This is a genomic window from Caldimonas tepidiphila (assembly GCF_003569765.1).
GTDB classification, from domain to species: Bacteria; Pseudomonadota; Gammaproteobacteria; order Burkholderiales; family Burkholderiaceae_C; genus Caldimonas; species Caldimonas tepidiphila.
In genome coordinates this window covers 53726-69406 of sequence record NZ_KZ983957.1, presented here as the reverse complement: position 1 = coordinate 69406, position 15681 = coordinate 53726, and the positions used below count along the sequence as shown (strand labels likewise).

The following is a 15681-nucleotide window of genomic DNA, read 5'->3' as shown; positions in this document are numbered from 1 at the left end:
GCTAGAATCATCCGCACAGTTTACTTTCGCGGCCGCGGTTCTCGCGCGCTGCCCTCCTCCAATGGCCTCCACCCTCACCGATCGCCTGTCGCGGCTTGTCAAGCAGATGCGCGGTCAGGCGCGCATCACCGAAAGCAATGTGCAGGACATGCTGCGCGAGGTGCGCATGGCGCTGCTCGAAGCCGACGTGGCGCTGCCCGTGGTGCGCGACTTCATCGCGCGCGTGAAGGAGAAAGCGCTCGGCCAGGAAGTGGTCGGCTCGCTGTCCCCCGGCCAGGCCCTCGTCGGCGTGGTGCACAAGGAGCTCGCCGCGACGATGGGCGAAGGCAGCGGGGGGCTCAACCTCGCCGCGCAGCCGCCGGCCGTGGTGCTGATGACGGGCCTGCAGGGCGCCGGCAAGACCACCACCACCGCCAAGCTCGCCAAGCACCTGCGCGAGCGCCGCAAGAAGAAGGTGCTGACCGTCTCGGCCGACGTCTACCGCCCGGCCGCGATCGAGCAGCTCAAGACCGTCACCAAGCAGGCCGGCGCCGAGTGGTTCCCGTCGCAGCCGAGCGACAAGCCGGTGGACATCGCGCGCGCGGCGCTCGACCACGCGAAGCGCCACTACTTCGACGTGCTGCTGGTCGACACCGCCGGCCGCCTCGCGATCGACGAGGCGCTGATGCGCGAGATCGCCGAGCTGCACAAGGAGCTCAAGCCGGTCGAGACGCTGTTCGTGGTCGATGCGATGCAGGGCCAGGACGCGATCAACACCGCCCGTGCCTTCAAGGAGGCGCTGCCGCTGACGGGCATCGTGCTGACCAAGCTCGACGGCGACTCGCGCGGCGGCGCCGCGATGTCGGTGCGCCAGATCACCGGCGCGCCGATCAAGTTCGCGGGCGTGTCCGAGAAGATCGACGGCCTCGAGGAGTTCGACGCCGAGCGCCATGCCGGGCGCGTGCTCGGCATGGGCGACATCGTTGCGCTGGTCGAGGAGGTGCAGAAGGGCGTGGACCTCGACGCCGCGCAGAAGCTCGCCGACAAGGTCAAGTCCGGCGAGAGCTTCGACCTCAACGACTTCCTGTCGCAGCTGTCGCAGATGAAGAAGATGGGCGGGCTCTCGGGCCTGCTCGACAAGCTGCCCACCGAGATGGCCGCCAAGGCCGGCCAGGCCGACATGGACCGCGCCGAGCGCGACGTGCGCCGCATGGAGGGCATCATCAACAGCATGACGCCGCTGGAGCGCCGCAAGCCCGAGCTCATCAAGGCCAGCCGCAAGCGCCGCATCGCCGCGGGCGCCGGCGTGCAGGTCCAGGAAGTCAACCGCCTGCTCAACCAGTTCGAGCAGATGCAGGGGATGATGAAGAAGATGAAGGGCGGCGGCCTGATGAAGATGATGAAGCGCATGGGCGGCGGCAAGGGCATGCCCGGGCTGCCCGGCATGCCGCGGCGCTGAGGCGGCGCGGCCCCGCCACCGACCGTTACCTCTGCAACGCGCGCGGCGCAGACGCCGCCGCGCCGTGCCGCCTACCATCGCAGCAGGCGGCCACCGGCGCGCATGCGCGTCCTCAGGACAGCAGCGCCTGCGCGAACTCGCGCGCCTTGAAGGTCTGCAGGTCCTCGAGCTTCTCGCCGACACCGATGAAGTACACCGGCACCGGGCGCTCGCGCGCGATCGCCGCCAGCACGCCGCCCTTGGCGGTGCCATCGAGCTTGGTGACGATCAGCCCGGTGAGCTGCAGCGCGTCGTCGAAGGCCTTGACCTGCGCCAGCGCGTTCTGGCCGGTGTTGCCGTCGACCACCAGCAGCACCTCGTGCGGCGCGGAGGCATCGGCCTTCGCGATCACGCGGCGGATCTTGCGCAGCTCCTCCATCAGGTGCAGCTGCGTCGGCAGGCGCCCGGCGGTGTCGGCGATCACGACATGGCAGCCGCGCGCACGGCCCGCGGACACCGCGTCGAAGGTGACCGCGGCCGGGTCGCCCCCCTCTTGGCTGACGATCTCGACCTGGTTGCGCCCCGCCCACACCGCGAGCTGCTCGCGCGCGGCGGCGCGAAAGGTGTCGGCCGCAGCCAGCAGCACCTTCGCGCGCGCGTCGGCGAGGTGGCGCGTGAGCTTGCCGATGCTGGTGGTCTTGCCGGCGCCGTTGACGCCCACGACCATCATCACGGTCGGCAGGTGGCGGCCGATCGCGAGCGGCTTCTCGAGCGGCGCGAGCAGGTCGGCCACCGCGTCGGCGAGCAGCGCCTTCACCGCCGCCGGGTCGGTGGTCCTCGTCTCCTTAACGCGGCGGCGCAGGTCCTCGAGCAGGAACTCGGTGGCCTTGACGCCCGTGTCAGCCATCAGCAGCGCCGCCTCGAGCTCCTCGTACAACTCCTCGTCGATCTGCGTGCCGGTGAAGACCTGCGCGATGCCGCTGCCGGTGCGGCGCAGGCCCTGGCGCAGCCGGTGCAGCCAGGACTGGCGCTCGGCCTCGGTCTCGACCGGCTCCTCGAGCTCCTCGACCTCCTGCGCGGCCTCCGCGGCCTGCGGCAGCAGAGGCTCGGCCACTGCGGGCGCGGGCGGCGCCTCGGGCAGCTCGGGCGCTTCCTCGGGCACGGGAGCCTCGGGCGCCGCGCCCTTGCCGCGGCGGAAGAAGCCGAACAGCGAGCGGCCGCCGCCCTCGTCGGCCGGGGCCGGCGGCACGTCCGTCGCGGGCGCTGCAGCGGGTGCGGCGGCCTCGTCCGGTGCGGCGTCGGGGGTTTCGGGGGCGGGAGACGGGGTTTTTTTGCGGAAGAAGCTGAACATGGATCGCGCCTGGATGACGGTCGATTCTAGGTCGTGTCGCCGCCGACTCCCGGGCGCGGCGGCGCATGCCCGGAATCGCCCGCATGGAGCGCGCGCCTAGAATCCGCGCTTTGCCGCCCCACCCGCCATGCCGAGCCGCCCCGCCCCCCGCCGCCCCGCCTCGTCTCCGCCGCCGCGCGAGGTGCGCATCATCGCCGGGCAATGGAAGCGCACGAAGCTGCCGGTGGCCGATCGCCCCGGGCTGCGCCCGACGATGGACCGCGTGCGCGAGACGCTCTTCAACTGGCTGGGCCAGGACCTGGAGGGCTGGCGCTGCCTCGACGCCTTCGCCGGCACCGGCGCGCTCGGCTTCGAGGCCGCCTCGCGCGGTGCCGCCGAGGTGCTGATGATCGAGCGCGACGCGACGCTGCGCGCCGGGCTCGAATCGGTCAAGGCGCGGCTGTCGGCCGACGCGGTGCAGGTCCTGTCCACCGACGCGCTGCGCTGGATGCAGCGCGCCGCGCCCGCGCGCTTCGAGCTGGTGCTGCTCGACCCGCCCTTCGATGCAGGCGTCTTCGACGCGGCGCTCGCCGCCGCCGCGCCGCTGCTCGTCGACGGCGGCCTGCTCTACCTGGAGGCCGACCGCCGCCTCGACGACGAGGCGCAGCTCGCCGCGCTGTCGCTGCTGCCGCACCGCCACGGCAGCGCCGGCAGCGTCCACTACCACCTGTTCCGCCGCGCCGCGGCCGATTCCGTCGCCCCGAGGAGCCCCGCATGACCTCCACCGCCCGCATCACCGCCGTCTACCCCGGCACGTTCGACCCGATGACGCTCGGCCACGAGGACCTGATGCGCCGCGCCAGCCGGCTGTTCGACCGGCTCATCCTCGCGGTCGCCGCCGGCCACCACAAGCGCACGATGTTCTCGCTCGACGAGCGGCTCGACATCGCGCGCGAGGAGGCCGCCCGCTACGGCAACGTCGAGGTGATGGCCTTCCGCGGCCTGCTGCGCGACTTCGTCGTCGCCCACGACGGCAAGGTGGTGGTGCGCGGCCTGCGCGCGGTCAGCGACTTCGAGTACGAGTTCCAGATGGCGGGCATGAACCGGCAGCTGATGCCCGAGGTCGAGACGGTGTTCCTCACGCCGAGCGACCAGTACCAGTTCGTCTCCGGCACCTTCGTGCGTGAGATTGCCGCCCTCGGCGGTGATGTCTCCAAGTTTGTGGCACCCTCCGTGCTCCAGCGGCTGAAGGACCGCGTCAAGCAGGGCGTCTGAAGCGCCGGGGAAGTTCGAGATGGCACTGAAGATCACCGATGAATGCATCAACTGCGACGTGTGCGAGCCGGAATGCCCGAACCAGGCGATTTCGATGGGGCCGGAGATCTACGTGATCGACCCGCAGCGCTGCACCGAGTGCGTCGGCCACTTCGACGAGCCGCAGTGCATGCAGGTCTGCCCGGTCAGCTGCATCCCGGTCGATCCCGAGCACCGCGAGACGCGCGAGCAGCTGATGCAGAAGTACCTGGGGCTGCAGGCGGGCCTGCCGTCCCCGGCGGCCGACTGACCGCCCCGCCCTCTCCCCTGCTCAGGCGCCGCTGCGGCGCCTTTTCTTCTTGCGGATCGAGGCCGCGTCCTCGGGCGCCGGGGCGACGGCCTTCGGCTCGCCCGCCGCCGGCGGCTTCTTCGGGCCGGAGGCGCGCGCCTTGGCCGGAGCCGCCTCGGGCGGCCGGCGCGTGTGGATGAGGCCGGCGCCGCGCGGCGCCTCGGGTGCGCGCTCGGGCAGCGCCCGCGCCTGCTCGAGCAGTTGCCGCCGCTGCGCCTCGGCCTCGACCTGCTGCTGCGGCGAGCGCGGATCGCCGACCTCGACACGGCGGCCGCCCTCGCACGGCGTCTGCGAATAGCTGCGGCCGTCGGGACCGCAGCGGTAGACGGCCTCCTGCGCCCTCGCCTCGCCGGGGACTGCCGGCATCACCCCCGCCACGGCCGCACCCAGCGCGAACCGCACTGCGGTGCGGAGGGCGGGCGGCAGGCGGCGGATGTCCATGTCATTCCGCCGCGCCGTCCTGCGGAGCCGCGGGGGTCGCCGGCGTGCCGGCCGGCTTGGGCGGCTTCGGAGGCTTGGGGCGTGCCGGGCGCGCATGCACCAGCAGCGTGGCGCGCTCCATCTCGCCGCGCAGCAGGTGCTCCACCGCGGGCAGCGAACGCGCGATGCTGGTCTCGAGCGCCTCGCGGTGCTCGGGCGCCGGCTTGCGCAGCACGTAGTCCGGCACCTCGGCCTTCACGCCGGGGTGGCCGATGCCGATGCGCAGCCGCCAGTAGTTCGGCGAGCCGAGCTGCGCCTGGATGTCCTTGAGGCCGTTGTGGCCCGCGTGGCCGCCGCCCTGCTTCATCTTCATCTGCCCGGGAGGCAGGTCGAGCTCGTCGTGCGCGACGAGGATCTCCTCCGGCGCGATCTTGAAGAAGCGCGCCAGCGCCGCGACCGACTTGCCCGACAGGTTCATGTAGGTCTGCGGCTCGAGCAGCCAGACCGGGTGCTCGACGCCGGGCAGCGGCCGGTTCACGCGCGCGACCAGCCCGTGGTAGCTGCGGTCGGCCGACAGGTGCGCGCCGAGCTTGCGCGCCACCGCGTCGATCCACCAGAAGCCGGCGTTGTGCCGGGTGGCCTCGTATTCCGGCCCGGGATTGCCCAGGCCCACCAGCAGTCGAATCATGATGGACTCCGATTATCGGCGCGCCGTCGTGCACGCGAAACTGCGCCGGCGCAAATGCAAAGGCCCCGCCGGGGCGGGGCCTTCGGAGCGCGGCGCAAGGCGCCGCGGGCTCGGCAGAAGATTACTTCTTCTTGCCCTTGCCCTTGGCGGGAGCGGCCGGCGCGGCGGCGACGACGATCTCCTCGACCACCGGGGCGACCACGGTCGCGATCACCGGGTTCGGCTTGCCGTGCGTCAGCACCTTGATGCTCGGGTCGAGCTTGAGGTCGTTGACGTGGATCGACTGGCCCTGGACCACGTTGCCGAGGTCGACGGTCAGGAACTCGGGCAGCTTGGCGGCCAGGCACTCGATCTCGAGCACGGTGACGACGTGGCTGATCGTGCACTTGTCGGTCTTGACGGCCGGCGACTCGGCTTCGTTGACGAAGTGCAGCGGCACCTTCTTCTTCAGGCGGGTCGTCTCGTCGACGCGCTGGAAGTCCACGTGCAGCACCAGCGGCTTGAAGGCGTGCATCTGGTAGTCGCGCAGCACGACCTTCTCGGTCTGGCCGGCCAGTTCCATCTCCAGCACGGAAGAATGGAAGGCTTCCTTCTTCATGGCGTGGAACAGCGCGTTGTGATCGAGCTCGATCGTCTTCGCGTCACCGGCACCGTAGACGATGCCCGGGACCTTGCCAGCAGTGCGCAGGCGGCGGCTCGCTCCGGTCCCCTGCAGTTGGCGCTCAAATGCGACGAATTTCATTCATCTCTCCAGTTGGATGCGTCCGCGACCAGACGCATGAAAAAGGCCGCGCCCGATGCGGCGCGGCCTGGTGCGGCGGATCAGAAGTTGTTGTTCTGTTCCGCGAAAAGCGAGGTCACCGATTCGCCGTCCGAGATGCGGCGGATCGTCTCGGCGAACAGGAAGGCGACCGAGAGCTGGCGGATCTTGCCGCAGGACTTGGCCGTCTCGTTGAGCGGGATGGTGTTGGTGATCACGACCTCGTCGAGCGCGGAGTTCGCAATGCGCTCGATCGCCGGGCCGGAGAACACCGGGTGCGTGCAGTAGGCGTAGACAGTCTTGGCGCCGCGTTCCTTGAGCACCTCGGCGGCCTTCACCAGCGTGCCCGCGGTGTCGATCATGTCGTCCATGATCACGCAGTTGCGGCCCTCGATCTCGCCGATGATGTGCATCACCTCGGAGACGTTGGCCTTGGGGCGGCGCTTGTCGATGATCGCCAGGTCGCAGCCGAGCTGCTTGGCGAGCGCACGGGCGCGCACCACGCCGCCGACGTCCGGCGACACGACCACCAGGTCGTCGTAGCGCTTGGCCTGCAGGTCCGACAGCAGCACCGGAGAGGCGTAGATGTTGTCGACCGGGATGTCGAAGAAACCCTGGATCTGGTCGGCGTGCAGGTCCATCGTCAGCACGCGGTTGACGCCGACGACCTCGATCATGTTGGCGACGACCTTGGCGCTGATCGGCACACGCGTCGAGCGCGGGCGGCGGTCCTGGCGCGCATAGCCGAAGTACGGCATCACGGCGGTGATGCGCTGGGCGGAGGCGCGCTTGAGCGCGTCGGCCATCACGCACAGCTCCATCAGGTTGTCGTTGGTCGGCGCGCAGGTCGACTGCACGACGAAGACCTCGCGGCCGCGCACGTTCTGCTGGATCTCGACGGTGACTTCACCGTCGGAGAAGCGACCCACCGAGGCGTGGCCGAGCGAGACGCCCAGATGATTGGCGATTTCCCGGGCCAGCGCCGGATTGGCGTTGCCGGTGAACAGAACGGTGTCGGACAGCATCTTCACTCCGTCGGACCCGACCGGCCGCATCGACACGGCCGCGGCCCGCCGATGCAAAGCGCCGGGGCGAGCCCCTCCAAAAACCAGCAAACCCCTGAAGACGCGCCACCCGGGCGCACCGTTCAGAGGTTTTCAAAAGATTTGGCAGGGGAGGAAGGACTCGAACCCTCGCATGTCGGAATCAAAATCCGATGCCTTGACCAACTTGGCGACTCCCCTACACAGGCTGCTGCCCGGAGGCAACCGCCCTGAAACTGTCGCAGATCAGTCCGGAACCCACTCCCTCAACGGGTGCTGCCCCAGACTCCAGCACATCCGACCCTGCCACCCCGCCGGCAGATCGGAACCTGCCTGGCCGGACGACGCGTTGGTCACGTCTTCTGTGCCGCCTTCCTGCCCGTCGACCCACGCGAATACCGCGCTGCCCGACCCCGTCATCCGGCTGTTGCCAAAGCGACCCTTGAGCCACCCGAGCGCCTGCCCGACTTCGCTGCTCAGCGATTCGGCAACAACCTGCATGTCGTTGCAACCGAACCGGCCTTGCTGTGCAAGAAAGAATGCTACTGTAGCAAGAGGAGTTGATCTTGGCAAGAGATCGCTGCGAAAAATTTCGGCCGTCGGCAGGCTCACCGCCGGCTTGACGACGAAGAAGCGCTGCGCCGGCAGCGCCAGCGGCGTGATGCGCTCGCCGATGCCCTCCACCCAGGCCGGCCCGCCGGCGATGAAGAAGGGCACGTCGGCGCCCAGCCGCTCGCCCAGCGCCAGCAGCCGGGTGCGGGGCCAGTCCAGGCCCCACAGGCGGTTGAGCGCGATCAGCGTGCTGGCCGCGTCGGAGCTGCCGCCGCCCATGCCGGCTCCCGAGGGCACGCGCTTGTCGATCGAGATGTCCGCGCCCAGCATGCAGCCGCTCTCCTGCTGCAGCAAGCGCGCCGCGCGCAGGCACAGGTCGTCGGGCGGCAGCGGCTCGCCGAGGTCGTGGCGCAGCAGACGCGCGTCGGTACGGCGCTCGAAGTGCAGCGTGTCGCTCCAGTCGATCGGCACGAAGACCGACTGCAGCAGGTGGTAGCCGTCGGCGCGGCGACCGACGATGTGCAGGAAGAGGTTGAGCTTGGCCGGGGCCGGGACGTCGTAGAGCGCTTTCATCGGCGGCAAGTCTGCCTCAAGCGCCGGTGCGAGGCACCGGGCGCCCGCCCGATCCGGCCCGTGGACGCTAGCGGTCGACGCGCGCGCGCACCGTGACGAGCGGCGGCGTGGCGCGCGTGGCCACCACCAGCCCGTCCGGGGCGCGCGCCAGGTCCACGCGCCAGCCGAGCTGGTCGAAGCCCCGGCCGTCGGACCAGGCCGCCGCGGGCGAGCCGCCCCACGGCCGAGCGCGCAGCCAGTCGAACAGCGCCGCGACCGGGATGTCCTCGCCGAGCATCTCGCGGCCCAGCGCCTGCAGCGTGTCGTAGTGCCAGACCTCGCCGCGCGCCTCCAGCGTGGCGCGATCGCCGCGCCAGCGCGCGACGGCCAGCACCGTGCCGAGCGGCGAGGTCAGGCGCAGCTCGCCCGCGTCCGCATCGCCCCGCAGCTCGAAGGCCGCGCTGGACGCGCGCACCGGCGCGCCCGGCTCGAACGGCTCGGCGCGCACCGCGATGCGGCCGCTCAGCAGCTCCCCCGGCCCCGGCGTCAGCCCGGGCGTGGGCACCGAGGCGCAGCCGGCCAGCAGCAGCGCGGCGGCGAGGAGGAACCCAGCCCGCGTCAAAGATCCACCTTCAGCCGCGCGAGCGTGCTCTTGAGCACGTCGTTGACCGCGTCGCGCGAGCGGCCCTCGCGGAACACGCTGATCGCCTCGTCGCGCCGGCCGAGCGACCACATCACCTCGCCGAGGTGCGCGGCGATCTCGGCGTCGGGCTGCGCCTGGTAGGCGCGCTGCAGCAGCGCCAGCGCCTCCTCGCGGCGCCCGAGGCGGTACTCGACCCAGCCCAGGCTGTCGAGGATGAAGGGCTCGTTCGGCGCGAGCTCGAGCGCGCGCACGATCAGCGCGCGCGCCTCCTGCAGCCGGATGTTGCGGTCGGCCAGCGTGTAGCCGAGCGCGTTGTAGGCATGGTGGTGCTCCGGCTGCTGCGCGATCACCTGCCGCAGCAGCCGCTCCATCTCGTCGAAGCGCCCGAGCTTCTCGGCCATCATGGCCTGCTCGTACATCAGGTCCACGTCCTTCGGGAACTGCGCCAGCGCCTGCGCCAGCACGCGGTAGGACTCGCCCCAGTTGCGCAGCTCGCGCATCAGGTGCGCCTCGGCGAGCAGCTTCGAGCGGATCTCGTCCGGCGTGGTCCCGGGCAGCGCGCGCAGCAGCTCGCGCGCCTCGCGCACCCGGCCCTGCTGCCCCAGCACGGAGGCGCGCCGCAGCTGCACGCTCAGCGAGCCCGCGCCGCCCTCGATGCGGTCCAGCCAACGCTGCGCCGCGTCGAAGTCCCGCTGCTCCTCGGCCGCCTGCGCGAGCAGCAGGTAGGCCTGCGTCAGGCCCTCGCCCGGCATCTCCTCGCCCTGGACGATCTGCACGGCCGGCGCCGCCGGCTGCTCCTGGCTCAGGGCCAGGTAGCGCTCCAGCGCCTGCTGGGCCTCGCGCGGGCGCTTGAGCTCCAGCCGCAGCGCGCCGAGGCTCAGCCACGGCGCGGCCATCGAGGGCTCGGCCTGCGTCACCTGCTCGAGCTGCGCCACCGCATCCGGGTAGCGGCGCGCCGACACCAGCGCCCGGGCATAGGCGAGGCGCATCACGTGGGCGGTGGCCGCCTTGTCGAGGAAGCCCTTCACGATCACCTCGGCGCCCGGCTGCTCGGCGATCAGCTCCATCGCGAGCAGCGCCGGGCCCTCCGCGGACGGATCGTCGCGGTGCGCGCGCTCGGCGAGCGCCAGCGCGCGCTGCGAATCCTGCGCCTGCTGCCAGCCGCGGCCGATCGCGACCAATGCCGCCGTGCGGGTCGCGGGCGAGCCGACATAAGGCTGCACCACCTTCTCGATCACGGCGGCCGCCCCGGCGCGGTCGATCGCGCGGGAGTAGTAGCGCGGCACCAGCAGCAGCGCGAGCGGCCGCTCGGCCGCGGGCGTCAGCTGCAGCAGCGCGCGCAGCGGCTCGAGCGTCTCGGGCACGCGGTTGAGCGCGACGAGCAGCTGCACGACGTAGCGGTGCGCGTCGGCCGACTCCGGATGCGCGGTGCGCCAGGCCTGCGCCGCGGCAAGCGCCTGGTCGCCGGCGCGCGACTGCAGCGCGACCTCGGTGGCGCGGCGGTACAGCCGCTCGTCGCCGGTCTTGCGCGCGCCGTCGAGCAGGATCTCGAAGGCCGAGCCGGCATTGCCCGCGCGCAGCTCCATCTCGCCGACGAGCAGCTGGTAGAACAGCGCCGCGTCGAGCGCCGAGCGCCCGCCCTCCTCCTCCTGCGGCGCGGCCCCGCTGCCAGCCGCCAGCGGCTGCGCGGGTGCCTGGGCCGCGGCCGGAACGGCCGACCAGCCGGCGGCGGCCATCAGCAGGGCGAGGGCGGCGCGCGAGGTCTTCTTGAAGGCTGGCATCGGGGGGGCTCCTGGAGTCGGGACCATTCTATGTAGGGACGCAGGCCCATCGCGACCGGCCGATAATGGCCCGCATGCCCGAGTTGCCTGAAGTCGAAGTCACCCGCCGCAGCTTCGCCACGCGCATCGCGGGCGCGCGCGTGCTCGAGGCCCGGCTGGGCAAGCCGCTGCGCTGGCCGCTGGGCTGCCCCCCCGAGAGTCTCGCCGGACAGACCGTCGGCGAGGCGACGCGGCGCGGCAAATACCTGTGGCTGCCCCTCGATCGCGGGGGCCTGCTGCTGCACCTGGGCATGTCGGGCTCGCTGAGCTTCGGCGAGTCGCTGCCGCCCGGGGGGCCGCACGACCACTTCGAGCTGTGCACCACGCAGGGGACGCTGCGGCTGCACGACCCGCGCCGCTTCGGCGCGGCGGTCTGGTCGCCGGCGCTGGACGCCAGCCCCGCGCGCGAGCTGCTCGGGCGCCTCGGCGTCGAGCCCTTCGACGCGGCCTTCGACGGTGCGCTGCTGCACGCGCGGCTGCGCGGGCGGCGCGTGTCGATCAAGCAGGCGCTGCTGGCGGGCGACGTGGTGGTGGGCGTCGGCAACATCTACGCGAGCGAGGCGCTGCACCTCGCGGGGATCGATCCGCGGCGGCCCGCCGGCGAGCTGAGCCGGCCGCGCTGCGAGCGCCTGGCGCAGGCGGTGCGCGACACGCTTGCGCGCGCGCTGGAGGCCGGCGGCTCGACGCTGCGCGACTTCCGCGACGCGCACGGCCACGACGGCGCGTTCCAGCAGCAGGCCGGGGTCTACGGCCGCGAGGGCGAGGCCTGCCGCCGCTGTGGCGCGCCGGTGCGGCGCATCACGCAGGGGCAGCGCTCCACCTACTACTGCGGCGGCTGCCAGCGCCGCTGAGCGCCGCGGCAAGGCGTCCAGCCAATTACTGCATACGCGCCGGCTTCCCGGGCACTCGTGCATCGGCCGGCGGGTGCGGCGGTGCGCTACCATCCCCGAAGCGTCCCGCTCCACCCACCTTCCCCGCCCATGGTCCAATCCTTCGCGAACAAGCTGGATTCGCTCGGTCTCTGGCGCAGTCGGCTCGACAGCACGCTGCAGGAGCTGTCCCGCTTCCTGCTCAACCACGACCTGCTCGACGCGACCGCGGGCGAGCTGCTCGAGTCGCTGCGGCTGCGCGTGGGCAACGACAAGCTGGTGGTGGCCTTCGTCGCCGAGTTCTCGCGCGGCAAGTCGGAGCTCATCAACGCGATCTTCTTCGCCGACACGGGCCGGCGCATCCTGCCGGCGACGCCCGGGCGCACGACGATGTGCCCGGTCGAGCTCAGCTACGACCCGGAGGAGCCGCCGGCGCTGATGCTGCTCGACATCGAGACACGGCTGCAGCAGCAGTCGCTGGCCGAGCTGCGCACGCACCGCCCGGCGTGGAAGCAGCTGCCGCTCGACGTGCGCGACCCAGCCCAGCTCGTCGACGCGCTGCAGCGGGTGATGGACACGCGGGTCGTCCCGCTCGAGACCGCGCGCGCGCTCGGCCTGTGGGACGACGAGCATCCCGAGGACAACCCGCCGCTGCTGGCCGAGGACCGGGTCGAGGTGCCGGCCTGGCGGCACGCGGTGATCAACTATCCGCACCCGCTGCTGCGCCGCGGGCTGGTGGTGCTCGACACGCCGGGGCTCAACGCGATCGGCGCCGAGCCGGAGCTCACGCTCGGCCTGCTGCCGTCGGCGCACGCGGTGGTGTTCATCCTCGCGGCCGACACCGGCGTCACGAAGTCCGACATGGCGATCTGGCGCGAGCACCTCGGCGGCGACGCGCTCGCGCGCTTCGTCGCGCTCAACAAGATCGACGCGCTGAGCGATCCGCTGAGCGGGCGAGCCGAGATCGAGATCCAGATCGCGCGCCAGCGCGCTCAGACCGCGCAGTCGCTCGGCGTGCCCGAGACGCGCGTGTTCCCGCTGTCGGCGCGCGACGCGTTGGCCGCGCGCATCGACGGCGACACGCATGCGCTCGCCGCGAGCCGCATCCTGGAGCTCGAGGAGACGCTCGCGAGCGAGCTGCTGCCGCGGCGCCAGGACATGCTGCATCGCCTGGTGCTCGAGGGCATCGGCCAGATCGAGAGCCAGATCGGCCGCGACCTCGCCGACCGGCGCCGCCAGCTCGCCGAGCAGCTGATCGAGCTGCGCAGCCTGCGCGGCAAGAACAGCGGCATCGTCGGGCTGATGCTCAAGCGCGTGGAGTCGGAGAGCGCCGAGTTCGAGCAGTGCATCGGGCGCGTGCTCGCGATGCGCGCGGTGCACGCCCGCATGCTGAAGGACGTGCTGCAGGGCCTCGGCCCCGACGTGGTGCGCGAGCATGTCGAGCGGCTGCAGCAGCAGCTGCGCGCGTCGCTGCTGAAGCTCGGCGGCAAGAAGGCCTTCGGCGAGATGTGCGCGCGGCTGCGCGAGCGGCTGAAGGACGCGCAGCTCAAGGGCGGCGAGATCCACGACATGCTGGGCGCCTCCTTCGCGCAGCTCAACACCGAGTTCGGCTTCGGCCTGGCGGTGCCGCCCGCCCCCGACCTGCAGCAGTTCGTCGCCGAGCTCGACCTGATCGAGCGCAACTACGTGCAGTACCTCGGCATCACGCAGGCGCTGCGCCTGTCGCAGCCGCGCTTCCTGGAGCAGTTCCGGCGCATGCTGGTGTCCAAGATCCGCGCCGTCTTCGAGGGCGCCAACGCCGAGCTCGACCAGTGGAACAAGACGGTCTCGGCGCAGATCGACTCGCAGCTGCGCGAGCGGCGCCGCAACTTCAAGCGCCGCCGCGAGACGCTCGAGCGCGTGCAGCAGGCCAGCGCCGAGCTCGAGACGCGCATCGCCGAGGTCGAATCGCAGGAGGAGCGGCTGCGGCAGCTGCAGCAGCGCCTGGCCGTGCTGCTGCAGCGGCTGCGGCACCAGGCCGGCAGCGCGCCCGGCTCCGCCGGCCCCGAGGCCGCGCCCGAGCCCGAGGCCGCGGAGCCGGCCTGAGTGCGCGGCGCGCCAGGACGCGCGCGCCTCATCCCCCCTCTTCCCGGCGCCCGGCGGCCCTCGTGCCGCCGGGCGCCTCGTCCTTTCATCGTCGCGACCCCGCAGTACCATGGCCCGACACCGCCCCGACGCCGCCGACGCGGCGCCCCCCTCCTCCCCGCCGCCGCCGGGCACCGCCTCCGACGAGGTGCGGCACCGCTTCGGCCCGGCGCTGGTGGAGTGGCAGCGCACGCACGGCCGCCACCGCCTGCCCTGGCAACAGACGCGCGACCCCTACCGCGTGTGGCTGTCGGAGATCATGCTGCAGCAGACGCAGGTCGCCACCGTGCTCGGCTACTACGAGCGCTTCCTGCAGCGCTTCCCGGACGTCGCCACGCTCGCGGCCGCGCCGCTCGACGAGGTGCTGGCGCTGTGGAGCGGGCTCGGCTACTACAGCCGCGCACGCAACCTGCACCGCTGCGCGCAGGCCGTCGTCGCCGAGCACGGCGGCGCCTTCCCGGCGAGTGCCGCGGTGCTCGAGACGCTGCCCGGCATCGGCCGCTCGACCGCCGCGGCGGTCGCCGCCTTCTGCTTCGGCGAGCGCGTCGCGATCCTCGACGGCAACGTCAAGCGTGTGCTGACGCGGCTGCTCGGCTTCGAGGCCGACCTTGCGCAAGCCGCCGCCGAGCGCGCGCTGTGGGCGCAGGCGAGCGCGCTGCTGCCCGAGCACGGCATCGAGTCCTACACGCAGGGGCTGATGGACCTCGGCGCGACGGTGTGCCTGCCGCGCTCGCCGAACTGCCTGCTGTGCCCCGCGGCGGAGCTGTGCACCGCACGGCGCGAGGGCGCGCCGGAGCGCTACCCGGTCAAGACCCGGCGACTGAAACGCGGGCGGCGCGAGCACTGGTGGCTGTGGCTGCGCCACGAGGACGCGACCTGGCTCGTCCAGCGGCCCGACAGCGGCGTGTGGGCGGGGCTCTTCAGCCTGCCGGAGTTCGACTCGCGGGAAGCGCTCGACGCCGCGACCGCCGCGCTCGGCGCGGGGCGGCGCGTCGAGCTGCCGGTGGTCGAGCATGCGCTGACGCACTTCGACTGGCGGCTGCACCCGGTGCGGCTCGAGCTCGACGAGGCGCCGCCGCCGGCGCTGCTGGCCGCGCTCGGCCCCGGCGGCAAGGGGCGCTGGGCGGACGCGCCGCGTCTCGCGGCGCTCGGCGTGCCGGCGCCGCTGCGCAAGCTGCTGCTCGGCGACGGCTGAGCGGCTCCGACCGGGCCGCGCGGCTCGGCGCCCCCCCCGCCTCGCGCTCTCAGGCGACGATGCCCTTGTCGCGCAGGAAGCGGTCGACGATCTGCAGGCGCAGCTGCGGGTCCTCGAGCTCCATCAGCTTCTGCCGCGCCGCGAGCGGGATCGGCAGCAGCTCGCACCAGCGGTTGGCGATCCAGCCCGCGTCCTCGAAGCGCAGCGGCTCCAGGAAGGGCAAGGGCCCCTTCTGGCGCAACGCCTGGATCGCGCTGGCGAGCGCGCGGGCCGACTCCACCAGCTCCTGCCGGGGCGGGCCGGCCGGGTCGTCCGGCAGCATCTCCACCTCGCCGATCCACAGGCCGTTGTCCTGCATGCGCTGCCCGAGCAGGCGGAAGCGTTGCTCGCCGCGGCAGCGCACCAGCAGGATGCCCGGCTGCGGGCTGTCGACGTCCATCAGCCGCGCGCTGCAGCCGACCGGCTCCAGCGCCACCTCCTCGCCGGCGCGCCGCACCTCCCCGCCCTGGCGCAGCGCGACGACGCCGAAGGGCAGCCCGTCGCGCACGCAGGCGCCCATCAGGTCGAGATAGCGCGCCTCGAACACCTTCAGCGACAGCAGCCCATCCGGGAACAGCACGGTCTGCAGGGGAAAGAGCGGCAGGGTGCGCCCGGAGGACATGGGA

General features: G+C 72.4%; 16 protein-coding genes and 1 tRNA gene. 7 read left to right on the top strand and 10 right to left on the bottom strand.

What is annotated here, in order from left to right; genetic code table 11:
* The first annotated feature begins 61 nt into the window (after positions 1 to 61).
* Positions 62 to 1438 (top strand): signal recognition particle protein, encoded by a 1377-nt coding sequence (gene ffh, locus D3A59_RS00305; RefSeq protein ID WP_119152936.1) that lies wholly within the window; start codon positions 62 to 64, stop codon positions 1436 to 1438.
* 112 nt (positions 1439 to 1550) lie between these two features.
* Here the strand turns inward: ffh and ftsY are convergent, their stop codons facing one another.
* A complete protein-coding gene (gene ftsY, locus D3A59_RS00300) occupies positions 1551 to 2768 on the bottom strand; it encodes a signal recognition particle-docking protein FtsY (protein ID WP_119152935.1) in 1218 nt (405 codons plus the stop codon).
* A gap of 127 nt (positions 2769 to 2895) precedes the next feature.
* On the opposite strand from ftsY, the gene rsmD reads away from it, so the two are divergent.
* Genes rsmD through D3A59_RS00285 form a run of 3 tightly spaced genes read left to right on the top strand, consistent with a single transcriptional unit; the run spans position 2896 to position 4311 of the window.
* Positions 2896 to 3525 (top strand): 16S rRNA (guanine(966)-N(2))-methyltransferase RsmD, encoded by a 630-nt coding sequence (gene rsmD, locus D3A59_RS00295; RefSeq protein ID WP_119152934.1) that lies wholly within the window; start codon positions 2896 to 2898, stop codon positions 3523 to 3525.
* Positions 3522 to 4022, top strand: coding sequence for a pantetheine-phosphate adenylyltransferase (coaD, locus tag D3A59_RS00290; protein WP_119152933.1), 501 nt, complete (start codon positions 3522 to 3524; stop codon positions 4020 to 4022). The genes rsmD and coaD overlap by 4 nt, the downstream gene beginning before the upstream one ends.
* A 19-nt stretch (positions 4023 to 4041) precedes the next feature.
* The gene (locus tag D3A59_RS00285; protein WP_119152932.1) at positions 4042 to 4311 is read left to right on the top strand and encodes a YfhL family 4Fe-4S dicluster ferredoxin; all 270 of its coding nucleotides are present in this window, start codon (positions 4042 to 4044) and stop codon (positions 4309 to 4311) included.
* A gap of 21 nt (positions 4312 to 4332) precedes the next feature.
* Here the strand turns inward: D3A59_RS00285 and D3A59_RS00280 are convergent, their stop codons facing one another.
* From D3A59_RS00280 to D3A59_RS00245, 8 genes are all read right to left on the bottom strand, one after another.
* Positions 4333 to 4791, bottom strand: coding sequence for a hypothetical protein (locus D3A59_RS00280; RefSeq protein WP_119152931.1), 459 nt, complete (start codon positions 4789 to 4791; stop codon positions 4333 to 4335).
* 1 nt (position 4792) lies between these two features.
* A complete protein-coding gene (gene pth, locus D3A59_RS00275; RefSeq protein ID WP_119152930.1) occupies positions 4793 to 5458 on the bottom strand; it encodes an aminoacyl-tRNA hydrolase in 666 nt (221 codons plus the stop codon).
* Between the two features lie 121 nt (positions 5459 to 5579).
* The gene (locus D3A59_RS00270) at positions 5580 to 6200 is read right to left on the bottom strand and encodes a 50S ribosomal protein L25/general stress protein Ctc (protein ID WP_119152929.1); all 621 of its coding nucleotides are present in this window, start codon (positions 6198 to 6200) and stop codon (positions 5580 to 5582) included.
* An 80-nt stretch (positions 6201 to 6280) separates the two neighbouring features.
* Positions 6281 to 7243: a ribose-phosphate pyrophosphokinase gene (locus D3A59_RS00265; RefSeq protein ID WP_119152928.1), complete on the bottom strand. Its 963-nt coding sequence runs from the start codon at positions 7241 to 7243 to the stop codon at positions 6281 to 6283.
* 142 nt (positions 7244 to 7385) lie between these two features.
* Positions 7386 to 7462: transfer RNA gene (locus tag D3A59_RS00260), tRNA-Gln, on the bottom strand.
* Positions 7463 to 7507: 45 nt separating this feature from the next.
* The gene (gene ispE, locus D3A59_RS00255) at positions 7508 to 8386 is read right to left on the bottom strand and encodes a 4-(cytidine 5'-diphospho)-2-C-methyl-D-erythritol kinase (protein WP_119152927.1); all 879 of its coding nucleotides are present in this window, start codon (positions 8384 to 8386) and stop codon (positions 7508 to 7510) included.
* A 67-nt stretch (positions 8387 to 8453) separates the two neighbouring features.
* Positions 8454 to 8987 (bottom strand): lipoprotein insertase outer membrane protein LolB, encoded by a 534-nt coding sequence (locus D3A59_RS00250; protein ID WP_119152926.1) that lies wholly within the window; start codon positions 8985 to 8987, stop codon positions 8454 to 8456.
* Positions 8984 to 10789, bottom strand: coding sequence for a tetratricopeptide repeat protein (locus D3A59_RS00245; RefSeq protein WP_119152925.1), 1806 nt, complete (start codon positions 10787 to 10789; stop codon positions 8984 to 8986). Before D3A59_RS00245 ends, D3A59_RS00250 begins: the two co-directional genes overlap by 4 nt.
* Before the next feature lie 74 nt (positions 10790 to 10863).
* On the opposite strand from D3A59_RS00245, the gene mutM reads away from it, so the two are divergent.
* The 3 genes from mutM (at position 10864) to mutY (ending at position 15016) form a co-directional block, all read left to right on the top strand.
* On the top strand, positions 10864 to 11679 hold the full coding sequence (mutM, locus tag D3A59_RS00240; protein WP_119152997.1) for a bifunctional DNA-formamidopyrimidine glycosylase/DNA-(apurinic or apyrimidinic site) lyase: 816 nt from the start codon (positions 10864 to 10866) through the stop codon (positions 11677 to 11679).
* A gap of 129 nt (positions 11680 to 11808) precedes the next feature.
* Positions 11809 to 13782 (top strand): dynamin family protein, encoded by a 1974-nt coding sequence (locus tag D3A59_RS00235; RefSeq protein WP_119152924.1) that lies wholly within the window; start codon positions 11809 to 11811, stop codon positions 13780 to 13782.
* A gap of 109 nt (positions 13783 to 13891) precedes the next feature.
* The gene (mutY, locus tag D3A59_RS00230; RefSeq protein ID WP_119152923.1) at positions 13892 to 15016 is read left to right on the top strand and encodes an A/G-specific adenine glycosylase; all 1125 of its coding nucleotides are present in this window, start codon (positions 13892 to 13894) and stop codon (positions 15014 to 15016) included.
* Between the two features lie 49 nt (positions 15017 to 15065).
* Here mutY and D3A59_RS00225 read toward each other — a convergent pair whose 3' ends face one another.
* Positions 15066 to 15677 carry an LON peptidase substrate-binding domain-containing protein gene (locus D3A59_RS00225; protein ID WP_119152922.1) on the bottom strand — a complete coding sequence of 204 codons (612 nt, stop codon included), beginning with the start codon at positions 15675 to 15677 and terminating at the stop codon, positions 15066 to 15068.
* Positions 15678 to 15681: the final 4 nt, after the last annotated feature.